We start from the raw sequence: 25934 nt of genomic DNA, 5'->3' as shown, positions 1-25934 counted from the left end.
CCTTTCGTCGGGGGCCGTCGGTTCGCTATCGCTCGCTCCGACGGCCGTGCCACACGTCGGCCACGGTGTCCGCGAGTGCGGTGGCCTGGGCGTGCCCGGCGAGGGCGGCGTCCAGGCGGCGGGAGTCGGCGGTCAGGTCGCGGCCCATGGCCCGGCGGGAGGCACGGTCCGGCGCCAGGAGCGTGACGGCGACCCCCTCGGCGGCGAGTGCGGCGGCCTCCTGCCGCGCGTGGGGGTGCGGTCCGACGGCGGACGGAATCGGTGCCACGGCCACCACCCGCCGACAGCCCCGGGCCAGGTGCAGGTTGGTGGTGGAGCGACTGCCCCCGTCCATCCAGCGGCGACCGGCAGCCGCGACGGGCGGCCAGACCAGGGGCACCGCGCAGCTGGCGGCGACCGCCTCGGCCAGGGTGAGCGTCGAGTCCGGGCCGAAAGCCTCCACCTGCCCGGTGCGGGCGTCGACCGAGGCGATCCGCAGGTCGCGCGCGGGCCAGTGCGAGGCCCCGCGCAGCAACGGCCGGAGGACTTCCGGCAGGCCGGGTCCGGGGGCGGGCCGGGCGGCCAGGGCGGCGCGGCCGAGACGGCGTACGGAGCGGTCGGGGTCGCGGGAGCCGAGCGCCGCCCACAGGAAGCGGAGGGTCTGGGCCGCGGTGACGCTCATGACCAGCCGGTCGGCGCCGGTGAGTTGACGCTCGTACATCTCGCGCGGCGGCTCCCCGCAAGCGAGCCGGGAGCCGAATATCGCGCCGGCCGAGGTGCCGATGACGACGTCGGCCCGGTCCAGGTCGACGCCGGCGTCCGTGAGCCCGGCGAGCACGCCGGTCATCCAGGCGCCGCCGACGGGGCCGCCACCGCCGAGTACGAGTGCCGTGCCGCCCGTGCCGCTCATGTCCTGCCCTCCGCACTTAAAATGGGGAGTACTCCCTGTTTCGAGTTCAGACGATAACATCGACACCGGGGAGTGCTCCCCACTTCCGGGATTCCTGGCCCCATGGGTTCCTCACTTTGTGCGGAGGGATGATGACCGTCGAAGGACACCGCGCGACGCCCCCACGGCGACGCGACGCGCGGCGCAGCTGGGAACTCCTGGTGGCCGCGGCACACGAGGTGTTCGCCGAGCAGGGACTCGAAGCGCCGCTGGACGTGATCGCCCGCCGGGCGGGCGTCGGAAACGCGACGCTCTATCGGCACTTCCCCACCCGCGCCGCCCTCATCGACGCCGCCTTCCATGACCTGCTGACCGACACGATGACCGCGGGCGAGCGGGCCCGGACCGCGTCGGACGCGTGGGAGGGCCTGAACGCCTACCTCCGGGCCGTCTTCACCACGCTGGCCGCCGACCGCGGCACCAACGACCTCATGACCACCCGGCTGGAGGGCGTGGACGCGCTGCAGGCCGTGCACGTCCACAACCGGGAGACGGTGGAGCTCCTGCTGCGGCGCGGCCGCGACGAGGGCACGGTCCGGCCCGACGTCACCGTCGAGGACGTCCTGTTCGCCCTCGCGGCCCTCGGCCGCGCCGTTCCGGCCCTGGCGACCGCGACGACCTCCGACGCCTGGCGTCGCCCCCTGGCCCTGCTCCTCGCCGGTCTGCAGACCTCGCCGACGGCCTCACGGCCCCTTCCCGGTCCGGCCCTCACCCCTGACCAACTCGGTGATGTTCTTCAGGAGCTGGGCCCGCATCGCAACAGCAGGTAAGTGCAGACAACAGCAGAAAGCCCCCAGGCCGACGGCCTGGGGGCTTCTCCTGCTGCTACTTCTGCGGGGACGGGGACGCCGTCGCCGCGTCCGAGGGCTTGCCCGGCAGCGGCTCGAAGGCCAGGGCGTCCCAGGCGATCGAGTCGTCACCGGTGCCGTCGGCCGTGTCCGAGCTCAGGGAGACGCTCGGGGTGCCGTGGAACTCGTACGCGTCCAGGGAGACCCAGGCGTTCTTGCCGCCGGTGTCCTGGGAGATCGTTTTGTCCACGACCGTGCCGTCACCGAGGTCGATGCGGTAGGTCGCCTGACCGGTGTCGGCCTCGTGGTCGGGCAGGTGGACCATGACCCGCGCCCAGCCCTTGATCGACCGGTCGGGCGTCCAGGTGCCGGTGACGACCGAGTCGGTGAAGGTCGGCACCCGGGTGTGGGTGAACCAGAAGTGACCGCCGAAGCCGGAACCGAGCTGATGGAAGTCGATCTTCGACGGGTAGACGGTCGCGCCGTTCTGCACCGCGGAGCCGAAGGTGAACGTCAGGGTGCCCCGGCTGGTCCAGTTCTTCTGGTCGGCGCAGGGGTTGGTGCCGCCCACCCGGAACTTCACCGTGTTCGGCACGTCGTCGACGATCAGCGCGTTCGCCGGGAGGGTCGACGTGCAGGACGCCGGACGGGGTGACGTGGCCTTCGGTTCGGGGTCGGTCGCCTGGTAGGCCAGGACCTCGGTGCCGCACGTGGTGGTGCAGTCCGTCCAGGTCGACGACTCGTGCCACCAGCACTTGAAGTCGTCGCGCTGGCAGGGGCCTTCGGGCTGGCTCGAGCCCTCGACCTTGTGCGGCTTGGAGGTGTCGCACTCGTTGCCGGCGGGCTTGCAGAAGGCGTCGTGCGGCGGTTCGGCGTCCGGCGCGCCGCCGGGCCAGTCGCCGACGGTGAAGGCCGCACCGGACGCGCCGGTCGCCGGGTCGGTCTTCTGCTGGGAGTACGCGGCCCAGCCCAGGACCCGCTCGGGGTAGGTCCACAGATTGGGGTTACGGGCGTCGTCGTAGCCGGAGGACAGGAACATCTTCCGGTCCGGCGGGTAGAGGCCGTTGGCAGGGTTGTTGAACCAGCCCAGGCCCCAGGGGGCGGTGGCGTCCGACGTGCTCGGCTCGTTGAAGCCGCTGTTGTACGCCCACAGGGCGTACCACCAGTTCTCCAGATACCGCGGGTCACCGCCGTTGGCGAGGATGCCGTGCGTGTACAGCTGGTTCCACTTGCCCTGGAGGATCTGCAGACCGGCGGCGATGTTGGCCGCGTAGTCGACGGTGATCGCCTTCTGCTGCTCGGCGGTGTAGGTGGTGTCCGAGCGGGCCATCCCGCTGGTCACCTGGGTGATGCCGTAACCGCAGTCCACAGCCGACCAGTCGACGGTGTGGACGCTGCCGCCGTTGCCGTAGTAGCCGCCCTGGACGAAGTTGCCGCTCTCGCCGGCGGCCGCCCGGGAGGTGGCCTGTACGAGGTTGGACTCCTGGGTGAGCACGCCGAGCATGATCTGCGCGGGCACCCGGCCGCCGCCCTTGAGTTCGACGGGCGGGAACATCCCCTGGGGGGTGTACGACGAGAGGTCGGTGCCGTTCCATCCGCTGCGGCGGCGGACGTCGAGCTTGCCCTGTACGGCGAGGTCCGTCGCCCATTCGACCATGGCCGGTGACGGCTGGAGCGTCTGGAGGCCGGGGTCGTTGCGGGTGACGGCGCAGGTACGGTCCGGGTCGGTGGTGGTGTGCTCCGGGTCGTCGTCGACGCTGTCGAGCCGCATGCCGGCCGAGGGGCTGCCGAGGCTGTTCGTGCGCATGCCGGCGGACGCACTGTCGAGGCTGTCGGTGTGCATCCCGGCCGACGGGCTCTCGCCGCTGACCGCGGTGGTGAGGGCGGCCAGGGCCGGGGACTGCTCGCTGCCCCGGCCCTCCTGGGGGGCCTTGGGCTTCACCCGGAAGTCGAAGGTGGCGCCGGTGCCCGGAGCCAGGGCGTTGATGCCGACCGGCTGGGCGGTGCCCGCGGCGAGGGCCCTGCCGACGCCCTTGCCGCCGGCCGCCTCCGCGCCGTTGCCGACACCGGTCAGGGCGAGAGCGCCGGTGGTGGACACCTCGGACGCGGCCGGGACGTCGAGGACCTTCCAGCCCTTCGGCCAGCTCTGGGGAGCGTTCTCCGACGAACTCCCGGGCGAGTCCTGCGGCGAGTCCTTCGCGGAGTTCTCCGGGAGTGCGGAGCCCCGGATGTCGTCCTGGGCGTCCGTCCCGGTGACGAAGACCCGGCCGCCGGTGCCGTGCACCGCCAGCGAGCCGAGCGCGCCGGAGCCGAGCAGCCGGTCGGAGCCGCCCGCCGTGACCCGGCGGACCTGCACCTTCTTCCCGGCGGCCGGGGCCTGGTAGGCGAGGCCGCCGTGTGCGTCCGGCACCAGCCGGAAGGGTGTTCCCGCCGTACGGGCCAGGGTGTGGATGTCTCCCTCACGGTTCACCGAGACCACCGAGGTGCCGTTGGCCGCCGCGATGCCGGTGCCGAAGGGCACGGCGGAGGTCAGCTGGCCGGGGACGGTCTGCTGACGCGTCAGTTTCCCCTGCCGCGCGTCGACGGTGAGCAGTTGGGTGCCCTCGCCCTGCGGCCTGGAGAGCACGGCCTGCTCGCCGTCCCCGCAGCCGGGGTTGAAGTAGGCGAGGGAGACCAGTTGCGGCAGCTTGGTCACGGTGCCGTCGGCCAGGTCGACCACGGCCGCGAAGGCGCCCTGCTGGAAGCCCTGCTGATCGTTGATCGCCTGTCGGGGCGCGTAGACGACCACGGCACGGTCGCCCGACGCGGTCACACAGCTCTGCCCGATCCACTGGTCGGTGTCGATGCCCGGCTCGGACAGGGTGGCCGCGGTGCGCCAGGCGTAGGCGTGCGCGGCGTCGGCGACCAGTACGTGCAGTCCGGTGCCGTCTCCGTCGTACGTGACGATGCGGTCGTCGGACTGCCGCCATCCCGAGGGCAGTTCGGAGGTGTCGGTCACCCGGTCCGGCGGTGGCGTGGTGCCGGTCGGGGAGGAGGGGTCGGTGAAGGCCGCCGACGCCAGCGGGGCGACGAGCGCCATCGCCACTACGGATGTCGCGCCGGCCGCGAGTATTCGGCCGCGTCGGCTCTTCGGCACCCGCCAGCGGTGCCTTCCTCCTGCATTTTCACGAGAAGTGCGCAAGGCATTCCGTCCGGGTTCACTTGTCAAGGTCTGGTACCGGCTTCGATGGTTCCCCCGGGCCGGTGAAGCGGAAGCTATCAGTCCATATGGCGCCAGTTGACGCCCGAGGACCCCTACCGGGGGGTATCCACGAAACATCCACGAGAGGTGAAGAAGTCTTCATCTCCCGCCTTCCGGCGCCCAGTTGGCGCTGCTTCTCCCGCCGTCCGGATCGTCCGTACGGCCGATCCGCCGGGTGCCGACCGCGGCCTACGATGCGGTCCAGTTCACTCAAGCGAATCCGAAGGATCAGCGAACGTGTCGTCGAAGAACAGTCGTCTCAGGGTCGCTCTCGTGGCCCTCGTCGTGGCCGTGGCCGGTCTGGCCGCGGCCGGCCCCGCCGCCGCGGTCGCCCAACAGGCCCCCGCGGCCGTGTCCACGGCCCTGCCCGAGCAGGCGCCCGCCATACTCACCGGCTTCGTGGACCTGCCCACGAGCCCCCTCCCGGCCGACAGCCGCAAGCACAGGTTCACGGTCACCTACCGCAACGACTCCTCGGTGGACCAGACCGTCGCCCCGCAGCTCCTGGTGGAATCACCGGACGCGGGCCCCTTCCTGAACCCCTCGGACGTCAAGGCCGAGCGCCGCACCGCGACCGGCTGCTGGGAAGCCGTCCAGCTCGGCAGCCAGACCGGCACCCTGTACACCGACCTCTCGACCGCACAGCGCCCGCTGCACGCGGGCGACACCCTCACCGAGCAGTACCGCCTCACCGTCCTCGACCCGGACGCCCAGGGCACGGTGCAGCCGCGGGTGGCCCTGTACGGCTGAGCCTGACGACTGATCACCTCCGCACATGACGAGAAGGCCCGGGTCTCGGACCCGGGCCTTCATGCGTGCTTCAGGACGTGCCCGTCGGAGACCGGGCCGCCGCCGCGGGCCTCGTCCGCCGCCCGCGGGGCACTCAGCCGGGAACGTGGGGACTCCACTCGTCCCGCCTCCACTCGGAGTCACCGAGCGGATAGTTGTACGCGGGCCGCCCCACGTTGCCGCTCGTGCGGAAGGGGTTGCCCCGGTCGTCGATGCGCAGGGTGCCCTGCTTGCCGCCGCTGGACCATTCCAGCTCCAGGTACCAGCTCACGTTGTGCGCCCGCGCGTCCGCGAAGAGGTGGAAGACCTCGGGATCGGACTCACTCACCTTGTACGGGAAGTCCCGCTGCCCGGCCTTGGGGGAGACCGCGGGCCGCCCGGCGTCGAGGTCCACACCGAACGCCGCCGTGTCCACGCCGCCACCGCACCCGACGCCCATCGCGAAGTCGTTCCAGGAGAGCGGCGCGCTCTTCTCCACCACCCGCACGTGCAGTTCATCCAGGACGACGGTGGCCTTCCCGGTGCCCTGCACGGTCACCGCGAGCATCTGCCGCCCGCCGGCGACCCCGCCGAGCGCGGTGACCCATCCGCGCGCGTCGGGTTCGCCCGGCGGCGGAGGCACCTGTTCGGGCTCCTTGTCGACGAGGTAGTGCTGGCTGCACGGCCCTTCCCACTTGTACGGATCGACCGCGACGGCGGGCGCGGTGGCCCCGTCCTCGGCACCGCCCCCCTGCGCCGCCCCGGCCGCCGCACCGCTCCGGGAGGCGGAGGCAGAGGCGGAGGCGGAAGCCGTGGGACTGCCGCTGCGCGAGGCGGACGGCGAGGCCGACCTGTCCTTCCTGCCCGCCGACGCGGAAGGGGCGGGACTGTCGTCGACGGACTCGGAGGCGGAGCCCACGGACTTCTTCCCGCCCTGGTCGTCGTCGCCCGTGCCGGGCACGAGCTGCGCCACGAGCGCGGCCGACACGAGGGCGGCCACCACCGCGGCACCGACCAGGACGGCGGTACGCCGCCGCCGCGCCACGGGCGTCTTGGCCGGAGCCCGCAGCTCGACCTCGGGCACGGCCTCGTCCGCCGCCGCCGGGGTCTCGTCCTCCGCCGCCGTCGGCACCGTCCCCCGCGGCGGCTGCTCCTCCGCAGCGGCCCCCTCCGCCTTCTGCCCTCGCCGGGCATCCGCGAGCACCCACCGCCGGTGCAGCTCCACCAGCTCCTCGGGTGTCGCCTTGCAGACCCGCGCGAACCGCTCCACGGGCGCGTAGTCCGTCGGTACGGCGTCCCCGTTGACGTACCGGTGGAGCGTGGACGCACTCGTGTGCAGCCGCTTCCCGAGCACCCCGTAACTGAGCCCGGACCGCTCCTTCAACTGCCCCAACAGCGCCGAGAACTCGTCCCCCGCCACCGTTCCTCCCACTCCCCGCGTCCCGGGACCCCGTTCCAGGGGCAGGTCATTCCCCCAGGTCAGAGCCGTTACAAGCATTCCAGCGTCCCGTATGCCCCGGCAGCCGTGGCGGCCGGGACGGATCACCGCACAAGCTTGGGCCATCCAAGCACGCCGCTCCCGGCACCCGGTCGAGCGGCCCGCAACACCCGTACACACCAGGGGGATTCACTCATGTCCGCACGCACCACCCGCGTCCAGATGCTCGCCGCCGCGATCACCATCGCCACGCTCACCCTGACGGGGTGCAACAACGGAGAAGGCGTCCAGGACGAGGGGGCGTCGGCTGGCTCCGCGTCCACGTCGGCGCCGGCGGCCTCCAAGACGCCGTCGCCCAAGGCGAGCGGCGGAACGTCCACGGGGGCCGGACAGACCGACGCCGCGGGCTCGGCCGGCGGCGCCGGCGGTACGACGGGTTCCACGGGCACGTCGGGCACCGGGAGCTCGGGCTCCTCGGGCACCTCGGGTTCCCAGGGCACCGCGGGTTCCTCCGGTACCTCGGGTTCCTCCGGTACCTCGGGAACCTCGGGAACCTCGGGTTCGAAGGACTCGGCGTCCGTCCCCGTCGCCTGCTCCAGCACCGCCACCCGGACGACCGCCACGGTGGTCTCCCGTCCCCTGAACCACCTCCTCCTCACCGTCACCAACACCGGCTCGAAGAACTGCAACCTCACCGGATACCCCGTCGTCCGGTTCGGCGAGGCCCAGTCCGTCCCGCCGGCCTTCGAGGACTCCAAGCCGCAGGCGGTCGTCACCCTGGCCCCCGGCGAGTCCGGCTACGCGAGCGTCCTCCTCGCGGCCGCGGACGGCAGCGGCTCCAACGGCTACACCACCACGTCCCTCACGGTCTCCCTCGGCAACGGCGCGGGCAGCGCCCGCCCGTCCCTCCCCGCGAAGGGCGTGTACGTCGACGACTCGATCGGCGTCTCGTACTGGCAGTCGACCATGGCCGACGCCCTGGCCTGGTGACACACCGGTGAGCCGGCATCCCGACTTCTTCGCCCGGTTCGCCCCGGTCGCCGCCGACGACGACCGGCTGCTCGCAGCGGCCCTGTGGGTGTACTGGGGCTTCGCGTTCGACGACGCCCGCTGCGACAGCGGGCCGCTGAGCAGTCGCCCCGCGCAGTTCAACGCGCTGGCCGGTCAGGTGCAGCGGGCCTGCGAGGCGCACTCGGCGCGGGGCGAGGACCGCTTCGTCGCCGCCCTGCAGGACATCGTGGGCCGCTTCCGCTCGTTCGCGCCGCCCACCCAGGTGTGCCGCTCGCTGCCAGCCCCGCATGTTGAGGGCGGCCGCGAAGTACCGCAGGTTCTCCAGCACGGTCAGGTCCGCGTACACCGACGGGGCCTGGGTGACGTAGCCGACGCGGGTACGCAACGGCCAGGCGCCCGCGGAGTGGCCGAGGACCTGGACGTGGCCGGCGGCGGCCTGCCGGACGCCGACCACACAGCGCAGCAGCGTGGTCTTGCCGCAGCCGCTCGGGCCGAGCAGGCCGACGATGCAGCCCCTGGGGATGGTGAACGTGATGTTCCGCAGGACCGGGTGGGCGCCGCGCGTCACCCGCAGTCCGTAGGCGGCGACGGCCGGGAGGTCACTCGGAAGGGCTGTGCTGTGCTCGGTGTCCTGCACGGCTCCACTGTGTTTCGTCGGGAGAGGGACTGCTGTGGGAGGCCACGGGCGGCCGGGAGGGTCGGGCGAGGCCGCCGACAGGACAACGGCACGGCCCGGCGCGAAGTCACGGGGCCTGCCCCGCCCCGGACGGCGGTCCGGCCCGGTGGTGGGGCGGCGGCGGGGACGTCAGGATTCGCGCCGGGTCATGGCCTGGGCGATGTCGTGGAGTTGCCGGTAGGCGTCCGCCGTCGGCTGCGCGAACGACAGCGAGCGCAGGGCGGCCGTCATCTGGCGCCGTGCTTCCTGCTCGGCGGTGTCCCGGCCGCCCGCCTCCTCCACCAGGCGGAGTGCCACCTCGACGTCCTGCTCGTCCAGGGGGCTGGTCGAGCGGTACAGGTCCCGCAGACGCTCCGAGGCCGCGCCGGTGCCGGCCAGGGCCGCCACGACGGGCAGCGACTTCTTCCGCGCGGCCAGGTCCGCGCCCACCGGCTTGCCGCTCCGGGACGTCCGGCCCCAGATGCCCAGGACGTCGTCCGCGCACTGGAAGGCGACGCCCAGCCGCCTCCCGAACTCCCGCAGCCCGCGCACCCGGGCGGCGTCCGCCCCGGCGAGCACTCCGCCCAGTGCGCAGGCGCAGCCCATCAGCGCGCCCGTCTTTCCCTCCGCCATGGCCAGGTACTGCGCGACCGACACCTCGTGTCTCTTCTCGAACGCCACATCGAGGCTCTGGCCCTGCATCAACTCGTGGAGCGCCGCGACGAGTTCCTGCACCGCCGAGCCGGCCCGCCGGGGCGGCGCGGCGGCCAGGGCGCGCATCGCCATCACCAGCAGTGCGTCGCCGGTGAGCACCGCGGCCGGCGTGCCGAACAGGGACCAGACGGCCGGCCGGTGCCGGCGCAGCGCGTCACCGTCGATGACGTCGTCGTGGATCAGCGTGAAGTCGTGCACCAACTCCACCGCCACCGCGCCCGGCACGGCGATCGACGGGGGCCCGCCCACCGCGACCGCCGACAGCAGCGTCAGTGCGGGACGCACCGACTTGCCCCGCCCGGCGGACGAGGCCGGCGTGGCCGTACCGTCCGCCTCGCACCAGCCCCGGTGGTATCGCGCGACTCGGCTCTCCGCCGCGGGCAGCGCCTCGACTGCCGTCCGCAGGGCCGGGAACAGCAGATCGTCGACCCAGCCGAGTCGCGGAAACGTGTGCACCGGGGCCGGGTCGGTGATCTGCGGCATGCACTGCTCCTCACAACGGCAAGGACATGGGGGAGGGCGCACAGATATGCGCCGGATGTCCCGCCAGTCAATCGGTTGCCGCGCCGCGCCGGAAACCTCGGCGCACCCACCGGCGTAAGGAGATCACTGAAGCAGCCCAGCCCTACGACGATGCATCCAGCCGACAATCAGGCCGCCTCCGTCGGGGTCAGCCCGGCCGCAGGACGACGGCCTGGCCGCCCGCGGCGGCCATGACCACGTCCAGCGTGGTCGCCGAGGTGACGGTCTCGGTACGGACCACGACCGGCGTCCGGTACGGGGCGGTGCCCGGCGTGCCGTCGGCGTACACGGTCGCCGTGTAGGTGCCCTCGTCCAGGAACGACAGCGGGAGCGACAGCGTCCGGGCCGTTTCGTCGGTCATCGCCCCGAGGTACCAGGTGGAGCCGTTGCGGCGGGCGACGGCCACGTACTCGCCGATCGACCCGGCCAGGGTCCTGCTCTCGTCCCAGGTGGTGGGGACGGAGTTGAACCAGGGAAGTCCGGGCCAGGCCGCCGGGTTGGCGTACTTGGACGGCTTGTCGTACCAGAAGAGGAAGTTGAGCGGCTGGTAGTAGACGGCGGCCATCGCCATCTGGTGGGCGTTGGTCGTCTTGTTGCGCGACTGGCCGTAGCAGATGGTGTAGTCGATCGGGCCGCCGATGTTGCGGGTGAAGGGCAGGGTCACGTTGTGGGTGGCGGTGGGGAACTGCTCGTTGCCCCGGACGCCTTCCAGGCTGATGTAGTTCGGGTACGTGCGCTCGTAGCCGAACGGCCGGACGTCGTCGTGCATGTCGATCAGCAGCCGGTACTTCGCGGCTGTCGCGGCCCAGCCGGTGATCTGGTTGGTCATCGCCTGGGTGCCCTCGTTGATGAAGCCGAGCTTGATTCCGGCGACGCCCCAGCTCTTGTAGAGGCCGAACAGCGCGTCCGCGTCGGACAGCGCGATCCGGTTGACGTAGAGGAAGACGCCGATGCCCTTGCCGGTGGCGTACGAGATGACCGAGGGCAGGTCGATGGCGGCGATCGGGGTCGTCGCGTCGGTGGTGGTGAACTCGGGCCCGTACCAGCCGGCGTCGTACTCGATGTAGTCGATGCCGCGGGCCACGGCGAAGTCGACGCCCGCGAGGCCGGCGGCGGTGGACAGTTCGCAGCGGAAGACCTTGCCCGGCTTGATCCACGAGGTGTCGGTCAGGGCGGTGGGCGGGGCGAGATTGAGCACCAGCTCGGCGTTGTCGACCAGTTCGGCGTGCGTGGCCCCGATCACCACCGCGCGCCACGGCGTCGCGAAGGGGGTGCCGACCGTGGACGTCGTCTCCACCGGTCCGGTGCCGCGGGCGGTGTGCTCCATCAGGAAGGCCGACAGGGTGTCCGGCTGCCCGTCCACCGAACCGAGCATCAGGCGGGGGTAGTCCACCCGGGACGACTCACAGACGCAGGCGAGGAACCCGTTGGAGAGGGAGGCGGTCAACGGCAGGTCCGTCAACGGGCCCTGGTCCGTGCTCGGCGTTCCGGTGACCGGGATCGAGCCGGGAGCGACCGGGAGGTAGGCGTCCTCGTCACGGGCGCTGTAGACGGTGGTGCCGGCCGGGAAGGCGAAGGTCGTCAGCTCGTCGGCGATGGTGGCGGTGCCCTCGTCGAGCAGGAGATAGCGGAGGGCGACGCCGGTCCGGTAGGCACGGACCTGGACACCGAAACGGATGCCCGAGGCAGTGTCCCGGAGGTGCCGGCGCTGCTCCTGGTAGAGGTCGGTGACGGTCGCGTTGCGCCCGTACACCGGCGACCAGGTGTCGTGGACGGTCCGGTACCGGTTCCCGGTCACCGTCACGCCGCCGCCGCCGAGGACGGTTCCGTCGCTCAGCCTGAGCCCGAGGGCCGAGGTGTCGATGACGGTCGTGCCGTTGCGCTTGGCGGACCACCGCAGTGCCCCGTCCACCAGCGACAGGGTGATGGACGTGCCGCCCATGCGCGCGGTCGCAACGACCGGGCCGGCCGGGGCGTCCGCCGCGTGGGCCGGCTGCGTGGTGCCGAGCCCCACCGCCGCCGTCCCGGCGGTGACGACCGCGCCCTTGAGCACGCCCCGGCGTGACAGCGCGGGCTCTCCCGGGTCTCCTGCAGTTCTCATCGTGAAGGGACCTCTCCTTCGAGGATCGCGTCGATACGCGCTCGCAGGCGGACGGAATTTTGGTAGTAACCGGTTACTGCCGTGGGGAACGTACGCGCCGGGGAATCTCGGGTCAAGGGTCCAGTCACCTGCGGCCCGCCAGAATATATGTATGGAATACAGTTAAAAAGGGTGATCTGTTCACAAACAGGGCAGGTGGAGCTCAACGAGAGCGAGATGAGCGGCCATGGAGCGGCGTATCGTCGACGACCGGAATGCGAGTCCCGCCCCGGACGACCTCCGGGGCGTGCTCACCGCGCGCGCCACCGTCGACGAACACGGCACCGTGACCGGCTGGAGCGAGGGCGCCGAGCAGCTGCTCGGGTACTCGTCGGCGCAGATCCTGGGCCGGCCGGCCGCCTCCCTGCTCGCCGGGGAGCCCACGGCGAGCGACCTCCCGTCCCCCTCCGAACTGCCGAGGTGGCTCGGCACGCTCGCGCTCCGGCACCGGGACGGCCACCGCGTCGAGGCCAGGGTCCTGGCCCATCACAGGGCGCCGGACGACGGGACACGCGACTGGCTCCTGGTCTCCGCCGTGCGCGGGTCGCAGCCCCACCCCGACGACGACGCACTCATGAGGCAGGGGCTCCTCCTGTCCCCGTTCTGCGCGACGTCGGTGCACGACACGGACCTGCGCATCCGCCGGTCGAACCGCGCCTCGCGCGGCGCACTGGGCCTGAGCGACGACGACCTGCGCGGACTGCGGCTGTCGGACGTGCTGGACGACCCCGTGGTCCCGGAGGTCGAGCGGCTGATGCGGCGAGCCCTGGAGACCGGCGAGCCGCAGTACCTGGAAAACCACGCGCGTGCCCCCGGCGAGACCCGTGAGCACGCCTGGTCGGTCCACATCTACCGCCTGGAGGGCCCGGACGGCCGCGTCCTGGGCGTGGCCTCCACCGGGCACGACATGACGGAGCAGTACTGGGCCCGCACCCGCCTGCAGCTGATCGCCGAGGCCGGCCGGCGCATCGGCAGCACCCTCGACGTGACGCGGACGGCACAGGAACTGGCGGACGTGGCGGTCCCCGACCTCGCCGACTTCATCAGCGTCGACATGCTGGCGTCCCTCATCGACCTGCATGAGGAGGGGCCAGTGGTACCGGCGGCGGCCGGTTCCCTCGCGCTGCGGCGCATCGCCCACCAGTCCGTGTTTCCGGGGAGCCCCGAGGCGGTCGTGGCGCCGGGCGACGTGGACCAGTACCCGGACGGCTCCCCGCCGGTGGAGAGCCTGCGGTCGGGACGCGCCGTGATGCGCCGGGTGACCGAGCCCGCGATCGCCGACTGGGTGGCCCAGGACCCGCTCCGGACCTCCCGGATCCGCGAGTTCGGCTTCCACTCGGTGATGGCGGTGCCCCTCTCGGCGCGCGGAACCACCCTGGGCGTCGCCGTCTTCGCCCGGCACCGGCACCCCGACCCGTTCCAAGGGGACGACCTGGTGCTCGCCGAGGAACTGGCGGCCCGGGCGGCCGTCTGCATCGACAACTCGCTGCGCTACACCCGCGAACGCGGCACGGCCGTCACCCTGCAGCGCAGCCTGCTGCCCCAGAGCCTGCCCGACCAGGCCGCCGTCGAGGTCGCCTCCCGCTACCTGCCGGCCGGCGCCCGGGCCGGAGTGGGCGGGGACTGGTTCGACGTCATCCCGCTGTCCGGATCCAGGGTGGCGCTGGTCGTGGGCGACGTGGTGGGCCACGGCATCCACGCCTCCGCCACCATGGGCCGGCTGCGTACCGCCGTACGCACCCTGGCCGACATCGATCTGCCCCCCGACGAACTGCTCACCCACCTCGACGACATGGTGGGCCGCCTGGCCACCGAGGCGGAAGGCACGGAGCGGCGGACCGCCGGGGACGCGGAAACCGCGGGAGACGTCGGAGCGACCTGTCTGTACGCCGTCTACGACCCCGTCTCCCGGCACTGCACGCTCGCCCGGGCCGGGCATCCGCCGCCGGCCGTGGTGAGCCCCGACGGGACCGTGGAACTGCTCGACCTTCCGGCGGGACCGCCCCTGGGCCTGGGCGGACTTCCCTTCGAGTCGGTCGAGATCGAACTCCAGGAAGGCAGCCTGCTCGCCCTCTACACCGACGGTCTGGTCGCCTCCCGCGACCACGACATCGACGCCGGCATCTCCCGGTTGTGCCTGACCCTCGCCGGTCCCGCCGCATCCCTGGACGTCCTGTGCGACACGGTACTGGGAGCCGTACTCCCCGGACGCCCCACCGACGACGTCGCCCTCCTCGTCGCCCGCACCCGCGCACTGGACGCCGACCGGGTCGCCGCCTGGGAGGTCGCCCCCGACCCCTCCGCCGTCGCCGAGGCCCGCAAGAACGCCGTGGCCCGGCTGGAGGGCTGGGGACTGAACGATGCGGCCTTCATCACGGAACTGGTCGTCAGCGAACTGGTCACCAACGCCATCCGGCACGCCCAGCCGCCCATCCAGCTGCGCCTCATCCACGACACGAGCCTCATCTGCGAGGTCTCGGACGCCAGCAACACGGCACCCCACATGCGCCGTGCCCGCGCCTACGACGAAGGCGGCCGCGGCCTCCTCCTGGTCGCGCAGCTGACCCAGCGCTGGGGCACCCGCCCCACCTCCAGTGGCAAGACGATCTGGGCGGAACAGAGTATCGATCCCGTGCCGCGGCCTTTCGCCGACTGAACCCGGTGCCGACGTCCCGGAACTCACTCCGGCCGTCGGGTGTGCCGGTGCGGGCGCCGGCGCAGCGTGAGGACGCAGGCGAGCATGCCGAGGCCCCAGGCGATCAGCAGGGCGCCCCACAGCGGCATGGTCACCTCGGGGATGAGAAGGCGGATCTTCACACTCGTGCTGTTCTCGAAGATGAAGATCAGAGCGATCACGGTGATCAGAACGAACGGTATGAGGCGGCGGACGCCGGGGCGGGACAGAAACGGCGTGTGCGCCTTGTGGTCCGGGCCGGTCTGAGCCATGGGGTGCCTCTCCCTCGGGTTGCCCCCGCATCCAGCGTCCACTGTCAACACGTGACCCGCCACCGAAAGGGCCCTCTGATCGGGGCGAGCCCCTTCAGTGGTCCCTCCTCCGTGCTCCTTTTCAGCCACCTGTCACCACTGGTCCGGGCCGGGCAGCGCAAGGATTTCTGGAAGCCGCACCGCAACCAGAGTGGCTGAAAGTGTGTCTTTGGGTGCATGCTCCGTGCTCCGGGGCTGGTGAGTTTCCGGCAGCGCGTGCGGCCTTGGGGGGCTGGTATGAACACATGGGCAGTGCCCGGATACACCGAGTCACTGGAACTCGGGTCAGGGGCGAGCGGGCGGGTCATCCTCGCCGTGCACGAGGAGACCGGCGTCGAGGTCGCGGTGAAGTACCTCAGCGAGTCACTGCGCACCCGGCCGGGCTTCGTACGCGACTTCAGGGCGGAGGCGCGGCTGCTCGGCGGCCTGGAGAGCCCGTACGTCACCGGGCTGTACGAGTACGTCGAGAGCCCCGACGGCGCGGCCATCGTGATGGAGCTGGTGGACGGTGTCTCGCTGCGTGCCCTGCTGACCAGGCAGGGGCCGCTCGATCCCGAGGCCGCGCTCGTGGTCCTCAAGGGGTCGCTGCTCGGCCTGGCCGACGCGCACCGCGTCGGCGTGGTCCACCGCGACTACAAGCCGGCGAACGTCCTGGTCGTGCCGGACGGATCGTCCAAGCTGGTCGACTTCGGGATCGCGGTGGACGCCGGCACCAGCGTCGGCGTGGCGGGCACCCCCCACTACATGGCCCCGGAGCAGTGGACCGGCGCGCCCGCCTCTCCCGCCGCCGACGTGTACGCGGCCACGGCCACGTTCTTCGAGTGCCTGACGGGCCACAAGCCCTTCGCGGGCGACAATCTCGCCGAACTCGCGCTGCAGCACGTCGACGCGCCCGTCCCCGCCGAGGAGGCGCCCGAGGCGGTGCGGGAGCTGGTGCGGCGCGGTCTGGCCAAGGACCCGCGGGAACGGCCCACACACGCCGAGGCGTTCGTCACGGAGCTGGAGACGGCCGCCCGCACCGCCTACGGGCCCGACTGGGAGGAACGCGGCCGCGGCCGGCTCGCCGCGCTGGTGGCCCTGCTGCCGCTGCTGCTGCCCTCGGCCCGCAGCGCCCCGCGGACCACGACGGACACCGCCCGCACGGTCCTGAGCGGCGGACCGAACCCCGGCTGGGCGCGGTCGTGGCGTCCCGGCCGGCCGGGGATGCTGGTGGCCGGTGCGGCCCTGGTCGTGGCCGTCCTGCTCTCCTACGGCGTCCAGGACGCCCCGGGAGCGGATCCGCAGCAGGCGGGGCAGGCCCTGGCCACCACCAGTGCCCAGCCGGGCGTGGAGCCGGGGGAGCCGGCCTCTCCGGCCGCGTCGGACGACTCCTCCTCCCCGTCCCCGACGTCCTCCACCGTGTCCTCCAGCCCGTCGCCCTCGGACCTCGCGACGGCCGGCACCGATGAGCCCTCGGCGTCCGCCGCCACCACCGCTCCGGCCCCTGGAGCGACGACACCCGGCGCGACGGCCACCGAGGCGACGCCCACGACCGCCTCCCCCACCTCTCTGGCCGCTCCCGCCGTCAAGGACGTCGCCGTGGCGGGTTTCCAGCAGACGGGTACGACGACCGGCACGGCAACGATCGACATCACCACGGACGGCACCGGGCCGATCTCCCTCACCGTCTCGTGGTTCACGGGCGACACCGGCCTCCAGCTCGGCACCACCCCGGACGGTGCGTCCCAGACGTTCGAGCGCAGCGGCGCCACCCACTACACGCTCACCGTCGACCACACCTTCCAGGGCAACGGCTGCTACTGGTCGGTGCAGGCCACGACCACCCCGGCCTCCGCCGACGGCGGCGCCACCCAGCAGCTTCTGACCAGGCGGTGTGACATCCGATGACCGCTTACCACGACCGCGCTCCCGTGCCTGGCGAGGACGGGGAGCCCACCCGGGTGCTCGGCCCTGGCGACGAGCACACCTCCACGGTTCGCTTCGGCCCCGCCGACGAGCGCACCTCCACGGTTCACTTCAGCCGCGCTCCCGTGCCTGGCGAGGACGGGGAGCCGACCCGGGTGTTCGGCCCTGGCGACGAGCACACTTCCACCGTTCGCTTCGGCCCGGCCGACGAGCGCACCTCCACGGTTCACTTCAGCCGCGCTCCCGTGCCTGGCGAGGACGGGGAGCCCACCGTGCTCGGCCCTGGCGACGAGCACACTTCCACGGTTCGCTTCGGCCCTGCCGACGAGCGCACCTCCACGGTTCACTTCAGCCGCGCTCCCGTGCCTGGCGAGGACGGGGAGCCCACCCGGGTGCTCGGCCCTGGCGACGAGCACACTTCCACCGTTCGCTTCGGCCCCGCCGACGAGCACACTTCCACCGTTCGCTTCGGCCCGGCCGACGAACGCACCCCGGGCCCCGAATCCGTCCCGAGCGACGAGCCCGGTCCCGTCGGTCCCGTCGCTCCCGTCGCTCCCGTCGCTCCCGTCGCTCCCGTCGCTCCCGTCGGCCCCGTCGGCGCCGAGTACAGCGCCACCGTGCTGGGCAGTCACTGGATTCAGCGGCCCGAGCCGGACGCCACCCTCCTCGCGCCGCCCACCACGCGCATCCCGGCACCGCCGGCGCCGCCGACCCGGCCGGATCGCGTGGAAGGCACCGTGCTGCGTTTCGGTCCGGGGGTGACAGCGGCCGTCGCGCACCGCACCCACATGACGCTGCCGGCGGTGCCGCCGCCCGTCGTGCCGCCTCCGCGCCACCGTCTGCGCAGACACGCACTGCCCGCGCTGGTGCTGGTCTCGGTCATCGCCTTCCTCGCCTGGCAGCGCCACGGGCCCTCCGTCGCGGTGCGCTCGGTGGCGGCCACCGCCCGGCCGGCGGTTCTGGGATGCGACGCGACCGCGGACATCGTCGCCCTCGTCGCCACGAACGGCCGGCCGGGCACGCTCTCCTACCGCTGGACCCGAAGCGACGGCACCGCCTCGGGCGTCCTGCGGGAGGTGGTGGTCCGGGACCAGAGTCAGGCCCGTCTGCACCTGCTGTGGACCTTCCAGGGCAAGGGCCACTACACGGCACGGGCCGAACTGCGCATCCTCACGCCCACCCCCCGCACGGTCACTGCCCACCTCACGTACAACTGCCGCTGACCTCGGCGGCCGGCCCGCGGGAGCCGAAACGACCGCGCCGGACGACGGCACCCGCCAGGTCGCCGGTGAACCGCGGTCCTGCGCGATATTCCGGTCCTCAATTGTCACTGGCATGCCATACGCTGCCTTCCTCGGCAGCGTCCACACACCCGTCGTCGGTGTGAGGGGGGACGCGCGGCCGGCTCATCTCCGCCCGGCGACCACCGGGCATGCAGGTCCTTCGCGGCCTCGTCGTGCCGGGTTACGGGTGGCGCCGGCATCCCGCCGTCCGGATGTGGGCGGGATACGAGGAGGCGCTGGTCCGGTACGGCCTGGAGGTCTGCGCGGTGTGGTGCGACCAGGGTCATCAGGACACCTGTGCGGCCACACTGGTCGCCGATCTGACCGCCTTCCGCCCGGGAACACCGATGCGTGAGCAGCCACGACTGGCGGCCGCCGGGGAGCTGCCTCCCTGGCTCGGCGAAGACGCCTTGCACCTCAGTCACCGGTCGGCGCTGGTACGCAAGGACCCTGCCGCCTACGCGCCGCTCTTCCCCGGCGTGCCGGACGATCTGCCGTACATCTGGCCGACGTCGGACCGGGAAAGCGACGCACCTTCCGCCGGGAAGCCCAGCCCGGCCCGGTAGGGCCACCGCCGGTGTCCTGCGGACATGCGGGGGGCTGCGCTCAATGGTCGTCGCGGATGGTGGTCGCGATGCCGTTGCTGACCACGACCTCGGCGCTGAAGCCCTTCTTGGCGGCCGCCTCGAGTTCGGCCTCGGTGCACTCGACGCCGCCCTCTCCGCCCGGGCCGGTGTTCACGGCGTCGCAGATGTCGTCGTTGCCCACGATCTTGGTGTCGTCGGTGACGAGGGACTGCTGCTCGGTGCCCTTCATGTCGGAGACGGTGTACTTGCCCGGCGCCAGGTAGGAGACGTTGCCGAACCAGGTGCCGTTGACACCCTTGCCCTGGTTGATGCCTTCGATGACGGTCTCGCGGGAGTCGGAGTCGGAGGCGGAGTCGGATCCCGAGTCGGGGGCGGAGCCGGCGTCGTCTCCGGCGTCCTGCTGAGCGGCACGCCGCTCGGCCACCAGGGTCGCGACACCGTTCTTCATGCCGTTCTGGCACGCCGTCATCAGCAGCCCGGCGGTGATCGCGGCGGCGGCGACGATGCCCCGGCGCAGGTGGCGGTTCATCACGGGAGGTTCCTTCCGAGGCAGGGGTCGTGCCGTACCGGCGGGCGTTCTCGGCCGGTTTCCCGCTCTGTGCTGACTTGAGGGGTCCCGGACCCGCAGGTCACGCCCGTCTTCCCTTCAGGACGCCGCCGTGGCACAGCCGTGACACGGCAACACCTGAGCTGTGGAGGGCCGTTGGCCGATGCGCCGCCTTGTGTCACGCAGGTGCACGTGGCCACCCGGAGCCGCCCGCAGGGATGTACGGCCTCCATGGCGGGCGTCGGGTCTGCGACGCTGTGCCGTGCCAGTCATCAGAGGTGAGGAAGTGCGAGCCGCCGTACCCGTCATGGCGGGCGTCGCGGGCGGCAAGGCGCGTCCAGGACGCGTGTGGCGCAGGTCACGGGAAGCCGGTGTGCGGTGCCGGACAGCTCATTGAGGTGAGCACTCATATGCGTACCCGGATACGGGCTGGTGATTCGAGCGCGTTCGCCGAGCTGTTCGACACGTATGCGCGCGCGGTCTACAACCATGCCTTCCGGCTGGCCGCCGACTGGTCGACGGCCGAGGACGTGATGGCCGCGACCTTCATGGAGGCATGGCGGCTGCGCGACAAGGTCGACCCGGAGGGCGGTTCCCTGCGGCCGTGGCTGCTGGGCATCGCCACCAACACGGCGCGCAACCAGTTCCGGAGCAACCGGCGGTACCGGGCGGCGGCGGAGGCGGCCGCGGCGGCCGAACTGTCGGTTCCCGACCATGCCGAGGAAGTGGCCGACCGGCTCGACGGCCGGCGGCGCCTCGCGACGGCGCTCACCGCGCTCGCGGCGCTGCGCCGGCCGGAGCGTGAGGTCATCGCGCTCTGCCTGGGGGAGGGCCTGGACTACGAGGCCGCGGCGGAGGCGCTCGGCATTCCGGTGGGCACGGTCGCCTCCCGGCTGTCCCGCGCCCGCAAGAAGCTCCGCAAGGTCGCCGAGGCCGCCGAGGCCGCCGAGTTCGGACTGAGCGGACTCCAACTGGCGGGCAACAGAGGGGAGTTGGTGCGTCCCGCTGCGGCGACCTCGTCCGGGAAAAGTTTCCGGAATCGGGAAGTCGGCCGCCTCGGCAGACAGACAAGAGGCGATCACGCACACGTGATCCGGCCCGCACAGGAGGGAAACCGATGAACGCGAACACGTCCCGGCAGAGCGCTGCCGAGTGGGAAGAAGGCGCAGAGCTCTTCGACCGGACGACGCGCGACCTGCCGCCGGGCCGTCACCAGTTCCACAAGGAGCGCATGATGGCCCAGATCCACGAGGCGCAGCAGGCAGAGCACACGGGCGTGGGGGAGAAGGCGGTGGCCCCGGCGAAGATCCGGCGCCTCCGGCTGCCGCGCCCGGCGATCGCCCTGCCCGCGCTGGTCGCCGCCCTCGCCGGGGTGGTCGTGACCGGGGTGGTCACGTCCGGTGGCGGCACCGGGATCGAAGACGGCGGCGTCGCCACCGGACCGGCCCTGACCACCACCGTCGGCGTCGCGTCCACCAAGGGCGTACCGCAGCTGCTCGACCAGATCGCGTTGGCGGCCGCCGACGCGGACCATCCGACCGTCAAGCCCGGCCAGTACGTCTACGTCGAGTCCAAGACGGCCTCCTCCTTCATCAGGACCATCGACGACAAGAGCTTCCTGGCCAGCCACGAGCTGCACCGCCGCCAGGTGTGGCTGTCGGCGGACGGCACCAAGGGCTGGCTGATCGACCCGGCCGTCAACGACACCAGCGAGGGCGAGACGCTGAGCCTTCCCGACGAGAGGGGCAAGACCCCGGAGGCGGACCTGAACTCTCCGTCGTACGACTATCTGACCAAGCTGACCACTGACCCCGACGCCCTTCTGGCCAAGATCTACAAGGAGACCGAGGGGGACGGCAACTCCCCCGACCAGCAGGCGTTCGCCACCATCGGTGACCTGCTCAGCGAGACCTACCCTCCGGCGGAGCTGTACTCGGCCCTGTTCAAGGCCGCGGCGAAGATCCCGGGTGTCGTCGTGGTCAACGACGCGACGGACGCGGTGGGCCGGCACGGCGTGGCGGTGGCCCGGCTGGACGAGACCAGCGGTCAGCGCGAGGAGTGGATCTTCGACAAGAAGACCCATGTCTTCCTGGGCGAGCGCTCGGTCCAGGTGAACAAGATGAGCGGCGAGGACGCCCTGATCACGCCCGGCACCGTCACCTTCACCAGCGCCATCATCAACCGCGCCATCGTCGACGGCGAGAAGCAGACCCCGTCACAGAGCGGCTGACCGGGGGCGTCCACTCCCGCGAGGCCGGGCCGATGACACGGGACGGCCGCTCCCGACGGCCGCTCCCGACGGCCGCCCCGACGGCCGCTCCCGCCCTCGCTCAGCCGTTTCGCCAGGCCGATGCGAGGGCGGTGCGGTTGGTGCGCAGAAGGTCGTCCAGGTCCGTCTCGCAGAGCGAGTCCGGCACGTTGTCGGAGAAGATCTCCAGGACGCACGGGCCGCGGTAGCCGACGTCGTAGGCCGCGTGCAGCAGTCGGCCGACCGGGATGTCGCCGGTGCCGACGCTGCGCCGGTCCATCCGCGAGCGGGGCGTGCGCCAGTCACTGACCTGGAGCAGGAACAGGCGGTCGGGAGCGTCGGCGAGGCGGGGGACGAGATCAGGGTCCTGCCACAGGTTCCACAGGTCGAGGCAGACGCCCACGTTCTCGCGGTCGACCTCCTGGACGATGTCGAGCGCCTGCCGGTAGGTCCAGATGGCGGTCTCCGCGTTGAGCAGGACGGGGTTGAGGGGTTCCAGCGCGATCCGTACGCCGTGGTCGGCGGCGATGTCCGCCAGTTCGCGGTGATGGCCGACGACCTGGCGGATCGCCTCGTACAGGTTTCCGTCGGGCGCCGGCCCGGTGTTGGTGACGAAGGCCGCGCCCGGCGCGAACGGTGCGATCAGCTCCACGCTGCGGCGGAAGCGGGCCAGCCGGTCACGTCGGCCGGACGGGTCCGGCTGGGTCTCGCTGGGGAACACGGTCCGTACGACGGGCTGGACCGAGCTGATCGGCAGTCCCGTCCCGGCGACCGAGGCGAGTTGCGCCTTGGCACGGTCGGGATCGTGGTCGAGCTTGGTCTCGCACAGCTCGATCGCTTCGACGCCGAGGCCGGCGTAGTGCGTCACGTCCTCCTCGAAGGACCAGGGCATGGTCGTGAACTGGTTGACGCCGTAGGGGAAGGCGAACGGGGGCGTGGGGCTGTCCGTCGGAGTCATACGAGTACTTCCGTGTCGTTCCTGCCGTCGTTCCCGCCGTCGTTCCTGCCGTCGTTCCCGCCGTCGTTCCTGCCGTCGGTCAGGAAGCCGGTCACCGTCCGGTGGAACTTCTCCGGCTCGTCGAAGAACAGCGCGTGGCCGCCGTGCTCGAAGAAGACGGTCCGGGCACCCGGGAGCGCCTCACCGACCCAGGCGGGGCCCTGCCAGGGGAACACCTGGTCCTGGCGTGCCACCAGAACCAGGCCGGGCAGGCGGATCGTGCGCAGCAGGTCGCGCCAGTCGTGGCGGGTGTGGTCGGCCATCAGCGCGTTGCGTGCGTACGGGGGTGACTTGGCCATCTCGGCCAGCAGCAACTCCCGCTCCGGCGCGGTGGGTTCGCCCGCGAAGATGGTGCCGATCTGGTCCTCGTCGAAGGCCGGAGGATCGCAGGTGAGCTGCGTCTGCAGGGCGGCCAGGGAGGGTTCGTCGTAACAGGTGGCGTGTGCGTGTTTCCAGTCCGGTGCGTAGTACTGGCGGGGTGCCTGCTGGACGTACACCGCGCGGGCCAGGCGGTGGCTGCCGAACAGTTCCAGATAGCTCCAGACGACCGGGCAGCCGAGTGACCAGCCCAGCACGGTGACCTCGCGCAGGTCGAGTGCTTCGAGGAGGTCGAACAGATCCTTGGCGAGCCTCGACACCCGGTAGCCGTGGCGGGGTTTGCCGGAGTCGCCGTGACCGCGCAGATCGACGGTGATGACGCGGGCGTGTTCGGCGAGGGCGTCCACGTTGCGGGTGAAGAAGCGGCTACTGAAGCCCCAGCCGTGGATCAGCACGAGAGGAGGGCCGGAGCCCTGTTCCTCATAGTGGATCGTGACGCCGTCGCTGGTGGTGATGTCGCCCATGGCTCTCCTTCGGCGTGGGTGTGTCCCGCCGCGCGGTGTCCGCGTCGGCGGTGGGGCCGGGGTGTTCCCGGAGCGCTCGTCTCAGTGGTGCCCGGGCCGGTGCCGCCCTGCGCCCGGCCCCGGCGGCACCGGGGAGAGGCCCTCACCGAGCGCGGCCACGGCGGCGGCACCGTGCCCGGCCGCGAGCAGCGGCGTGCGGATGTCCTGTTCCAGGTCGGGCAGGTAGCCGAGGAGGACATCGGCGGGCCCCTGGATCCGTACGCGGCCCAGCGCGGCCGGCAGCAGCAGGCTCCGGGCGCGCCCGAGCCGCTCGGAGCGGTCACCGGACTCCACGGTGACCGGGGCGCCGGCGTTGCTGACGACCAGCGCGGTGGAGAAGTCGTGCACCAGTGGGGCCGTTGCACCCGCCCGCCACCGCTCCAGGGCGAAGTACGGGCCGGCGCACAGCACGGTTCGCTCCACCCCGTCGTCGATCTGGACACTCAGGCCGGAGTGGAACTCGGGGCGCGGTCCGGGACGCCACTCGTCGAGGAGCCGCCCCAGGTTGGCGTGCCACTCCTCGTCGGCCAGTTCCGAGCCGTCCTCCATGTGCCGGCGCATGGCGTGCTGCTGGATGTCGGAGGTCTGCTCGATCTCGTAGACCAGGGTGCCGGGGCCGAAACCGTGCAGGGTGCCGCCGGGCACGTAGACGGTCTGCCCGGCCCGCACCGGAAGCCGGCGCATGACCGCGTCGAAGTCCTGCGCGAGCAGGGCCCGGTGCAGGGTGTCCCGGTCCACACCGGCCTGCACCCCGACCAGGGCGGTGGCTCCCGGGGCCGCGTCGAGGACGTGCCACGCCTCGGTCTTGCCGTGGGGCTCGCCCTCCAGCCGGCGTGCCGTGTCGTCGTCGGCGTGCAGATGGACCGGGAGGGTGCCGGTGCCGTCGATGAACTTGGTCAGCACCGGGAAGTGCGGGCCGCGCCACCCGCGTCCCACGAGTTCACCGGGGTGATCCTCGACGAGCCGGCGCAGTGGCCGGCCGGCCAGCGGGCCGTCCGCGACGCGCGCACCCTCGCCGTCCACATCGCTGACCTCCCAGGTCTCGGCGACCGGGCCGTCGGGCAGGCCGGTACGGCCCAGCCGTTCGGCGATCGCCCGGCCACCGAAGAGGTGTTGCTTGACGGGGGTGGTCAGCGGCAACGGATACCAGTCCACGGTCACTCCCATTGCCTGACGGTGGGTCAGAGAATGGGCTGGCCGCCCGTGACGGCGATGCGCGCACCCGAGACGTACGCGGCCTCGTCCGAGGCGAGCATGACGTACACGGGGGCGAGTTCGGCCGGCTGCCCGGCACGCCCCAGTGGCGTCCGCCCGCCGAAGTCCTCGACCTGCTCGGGCGGCATCGTGGCGGGGATCAGCGGCGTCCAGATGGGCCCCGGGGCCACGCTGTTGACCCGGATACCCCGCTCGGCGAGCGACTGGGACAGCGAGCCGACCATGTTGGCCAGGCCCGCCTTCGTCGCGTTGTACGCCAGCAGGCCCGGCGGCGGCGAGTCGGAGTTCACCGAGCTGGACGCGATGATCGACGCACCCGGCTTCATGTGCGGCACCGCCGCCTTGCAGAGGTGGAACATGGCGCTGAGGTTGGTCGACAGCGTGTGGTCCCACTCCTCGTCCGGGATCTCCTCGATCGAGTCGCGGAACATCTGGAAGGCCGCGTTGCTGACCAGGACGTCGATGCGGCCGAACGCCTCGACGGCCCGCGCCACCACCTCCCGGCAGTGGGCGGGATCGGACAGGTCGCCCGGCACCAGGACGGCCTTGCGGCCGGCCTCCTCCACCCAGCGCGCCGTGTCGCGGGCGTCGTCCTCCTCCTCGTTCAGGTGCGAGAGGAGGACATCGGCGCCCTCGCGGGCGTAGGCGATCGCGACGGCCTTGCCGATCCCGCTGTCACCCCCGGTGATCAGGGCTTTCTTCCCGGCCAGCCGGCCCGATCCGCGGTAGCCGCGCTCACCGTGGTCGGCCTGGGGTCGCAGGGACGCCTCGGTGCCCGGAGGCTGCTGCTGCTGTGCGGGCTTGCTCATGGGGACGTACCTCGTTCTTTCCTGGCGTCTTGTGGTCGCGTGGCAGGGCACGTGCCCTCCCGCTCCTGGCCGGGCCACGTCGCAGCGGGCCGCGGGCCGCAGGTGCCGACCGGCGCACTCGGGCGAGCGGGGGGTGACTCACCGGGACACCCGGACGGAGATGGCGGAGCCGTCGGACTTAGGGGTCCTTTCACTATGCCCGTCCGGGTCGCGCGGCCTGGCACCGCACCTCGCCGCGTTGCCGAAACGCCCACGTGGCTCCTCCCCCACGC

At 72.2% G+C, this 25934-nt stretch carries 19 protein-coding genes and 2 pseudogenes; 9 read left to right on the top strand and 12 right to left on the bottom strand.

Features of this window, described 5'->3' with window-relative positions:
* Positions 1 to 25: 25 nt before the first annotated feature.
* On the bottom strand, positions 26 to 889 hold the full coding sequence (locus tag ACZ5XS_RS29405; protein WP_468656319.1) for a patatin-like phospholipase family protein: 864 nt from the start codon (positions 887 to 889) through the stop codon (positions 26 to 28).
* 131 nt (positions 890 to 1020) lie between these two features.
* Here ACZ5XS_RS29405 and ACZ5XS_RS29400 point away from each other — a divergent pair, with 131 nt between their 5' ends.
* On the top strand, positions 1021 to 1698 hold the full coding sequence (locus tag ACZ5XS_RS29400) for a TetR/AcrR family transcriptional regulator (protein WP_468656507.1): 678 nt from the start codon (positions 1021 to 1023) through the stop codon (positions 1696 to 1698).
* Between the two features lie 55 nt (positions 1699 to 1753).
* On the opposite strand, the gene ACZ5XS_RS29395 is transcribed toward ACZ5XS_RS29400, so the two are convergent.
* The gene (locus ACZ5XS_RS29395) at positions 1754 to 4795 is read right to left on the bottom strand and encodes a golvesin C-terminal-like domain-containing protein (protein ID WP_468656505.1); all 3042 of its coding nucleotides are present in this window, start codon (positions 4793 to 4795) and stop codon (positions 1754 to 1756) included.
* Positions 4796 to 5194: 399 nt separating this feature from the next.
* Between ACZ5XS_RS29395 and ACZ5XS_RS29390 the strand changes: the two genes are divergently transcribed.
* A complete protein-coding gene (locus ACZ5XS_RS29390) occupies positions 5195 to 5707 on the top strand; it encodes a signal peptide protein (RefSeq protein ID WP_468656317.1) in 513 nt (170 codons plus the stop codon).
* 133 nt (positions 5708 to 5840) lie between these two features.
* Here the strand turns inward: ACZ5XS_RS29390 and ACZ5XS_RS29385 are convergent, their stop codons facing one another.
* Positions 5841 to 7145 carry a helix-turn-helix domain-containing protein gene (locus ACZ5XS_RS29385; protein WP_468656315.1) on the bottom strand — a complete coding sequence of 435 codons (1305 nt, stop codon included), beginning with the start codon at positions 7143 to 7145 and terminating at the stop codon, positions 5841 to 5843.
* A 213-nt stretch (positions 7146 to 7358) separates the two neighbouring features.
* Between ACZ5XS_RS29385 and ACZ5XS_RS29380 the strand changes: the two genes are divergently transcribed.
* Complete coding sequence (locus ACZ5XS_RS29380) at positions 7359 to 8153, top strand: DUF4232 domain-containing protein (RefSeq protein WP_468656314.1); 795 nt, start codon at positions 7359 to 7361, stop codon at positions 8151 to 8153.
* A 244-nt stretch (positions 8154 to 8397) separates the two neighbouring features.
* Here the strand turns inward: ACZ5XS_RS29380 and ACZ5XS_RS29375 are convergent.
* The 3 genes and pseudogenes from ACZ5XS_RS29375 to ACZ5XS_RS29365 form a co-directional block, all read right to left on the bottom strand.
* Positions 8398 to 8742: pseudogene (locus ACZ5XS_RS29375) on the bottom strand (ATP-binding cassette domain-containing protein); the annotation flags it as partial.
* A gap of 237 nt (positions 8743 to 8979) precedes the next feature.
* A complete protein-coding gene (locus tag ACZ5XS_RS29370) occupies positions 8980 to 10026 on the bottom strand; it encodes a polyprenyl synthetase family protein (protein WP_468656312.1) in 1047 nt (348 codons plus the stop codon).
* Between the two features lie 187 nt (positions 10027 to 10213).
* The gene (locus ACZ5XS_RS29365) at positions 10214 to 12166 is read right to left on the bottom strand and encodes a glycoside hydrolase family 97 protein (RefSeq protein ID WP_468656310.1); all 1953 of its coding nucleotides are present in this window, start codon (positions 12164 to 12166) and stop codon (positions 10214 to 10216) included.
* Positions 12167 to 12392: 226 nt separating this feature from the next.
* Here ACZ5XS_RS29365 and ACZ5XS_RS29360 point away from each other — a divergent pair, with 226 nt between their 5' ends.
* Positions 12393 to 14861, top strand: coding sequence for a SpoIIE family protein phosphatase (locus ACZ5XS_RS29360; protein ID WP_468656308.1), 2469 nt, complete (start codon positions 12393 to 12395; stop codon positions 14859 to 14861).
* Positions 14862 to 14884: 23 nt separating this feature from the next.
* On the opposite strand, the gene ACZ5XS_RS29355 is transcribed toward ACZ5XS_RS29360, so the two are convergent.
* Complete coding sequence (locus tag ACZ5XS_RS29355; RefSeq protein WP_468656306.1) at positions 14885 to 15151, bottom strand: LapA family protein; 267 nt, start codon at positions 15149 to 15151, stop codon at positions 14885 to 14887.
* A gap of 276 nt (positions 15152 to 15427) precedes the next feature.
* On the opposite strand from ACZ5XS_RS29355, the gene ACZ5XS_RS29350 reads away from it, so the two are divergent.
* The 3 genes and pseudogenes from ACZ5XS_RS29350 to ACZ5XS_RS29340 form a co-directional block, all read left to right on the top strand.
* Positions 15428 to 17077 (top strand): serine/threonine-protein kinase, encoded by a 1650-nt coding sequence (locus ACZ5XS_RS29350; RefSeq protein WP_468656304.1) that lies wholly within the window; start codon positions 15428 to 15430, stop codon positions 17075 to 17077.
* On the top strand, positions 17074 to 18318 hold the full coding sequence (locus ACZ5XS_RS29345; RefSeq protein ID WP_468656302.1) for a hypothetical protein: 1245 nt from the start codon (positions 17074 to 17076) through the stop codon (positions 18316 to 18318). Before ACZ5XS_RS29350 ends, ACZ5XS_RS29345 begins: the two co-directional genes overlap by 4 nt.
* A 206-nt stretch (positions 18319 to 18524) precedes the next feature.
* Positions 18525 to 18944: pseudogene (locus tag ACZ5XS_RS29340) on the top strand (MSMEG_6728 family protein); the annotation flags it as partial.
* A gap of 40 nt (positions 18945 to 18984) precedes the next feature.
* Here the strand turns inward: ACZ5XS_RS29340 and ACZ5XS_RS29335 are convergent.
* Entirely contained in the window at positions 18985 to 19494 is a 510-nt protein-coding gene (locus tag ACZ5XS_RS29335) for a hypothetical protein (RefSeq protein WP_468656503.1), read from the bottom strand.
* 428 nt (positions 19495 to 19922) lie between these two features.
* Between ACZ5XS_RS29335 and ACZ5XS_RS29330 the strand changes: the two genes are divergently transcribed.
* Together ACZ5XS_RS29330 and ACZ5XS_RS29325 are read left to right on the top strand one after the other, a co-directional pair.
* The gene (locus ACZ5XS_RS29330; protein WP_468656300.1) at positions 19923 to 20633 is read left to right on the top strand and encodes an RNA polymerase sigma factor; all 711 of its coding nucleotides are present in this window, start codon (positions 19923 to 19925) and stop codon (positions 20631 to 20633) included.
* Complete coding sequence (locus tag ACZ5XS_RS29325; protein WP_468656298.1) at positions 20630 to 21742, top strand: CU044_5270 family protein; 1113 nt, start codon at positions 20630 to 20632, stop codon at positions 21740 to 21742. The genes ACZ5XS_RS29330 and ACZ5XS_RS29325 overlap by 4 nt, the downstream gene beginning before the upstream one ends.
* A gap of 100 nt (positions 21743 to 21842) precedes the next feature.
* Here the strand turns inward: ACZ5XS_RS29325 and ACZ5XS_RS29320 are convergent, their stop codons facing one another.
* From ACZ5XS_RS29320 to ACZ5XS_RS29305, 4 genes are all read right to left on the bottom strand, one after another.
* Positions 21843 to 22718 (bottom strand): sugar phosphate isomerase/epimerase family protein, encoded by an 876-nt coding sequence (locus tag ACZ5XS_RS29320; RefSeq protein WP_468656296.1) that lies wholly within the window; start codon positions 22716 to 22718, stop codon positions 21843 to 21845.
* Positions 22715 to 23599 (bottom strand): alpha/beta fold hydrolase, encoded by an 885-nt coding sequence (locus ACZ5XS_RS29315; protein ID WP_468656294.1) that lies wholly within the window; start codon positions 23597 to 23599, stop codon positions 22715 to 22717. Before ACZ5XS_RS29315 ends, ACZ5XS_RS29320 begins: the two co-directional genes overlap by 4 nt.
* 81 nt (positions 23600 to 23680) lie before the next feature.
* Positions 23681 to 24805 carry a class I mannose-6-phosphate isomerase gene (locus ACZ5XS_RS29310; protein WP_468656292.1) on the bottom strand — a complete coding sequence of 375 codons (1125 nt, stop codon included), beginning with the start codon at positions 24803 to 24805 and terminating at the stop codon, positions 23681 to 23683.
* A 14-nt stretch (positions 24806 to 24819) separates the two neighbouring features.
* On the bottom strand, positions 24820 to 25662 hold the full coding sequence (locus ACZ5XS_RS29305; protein WP_468656290.1) for an SDR family oxidoreductase: 843 nt from the start codon (positions 25660 to 25662) through the stop codon (positions 24820 to 24822).
* Positions 25663 to 25934 lie beyond the last annotated feature (272 nt).

This window comes from Streptomyces sp. NPDC033131 (genome assembly GCF_055578365.1).
Note: the sequence above shows the minus strand (reverse complement) of the source record. Positions and strands in the feature narration are given on the sequence as shown.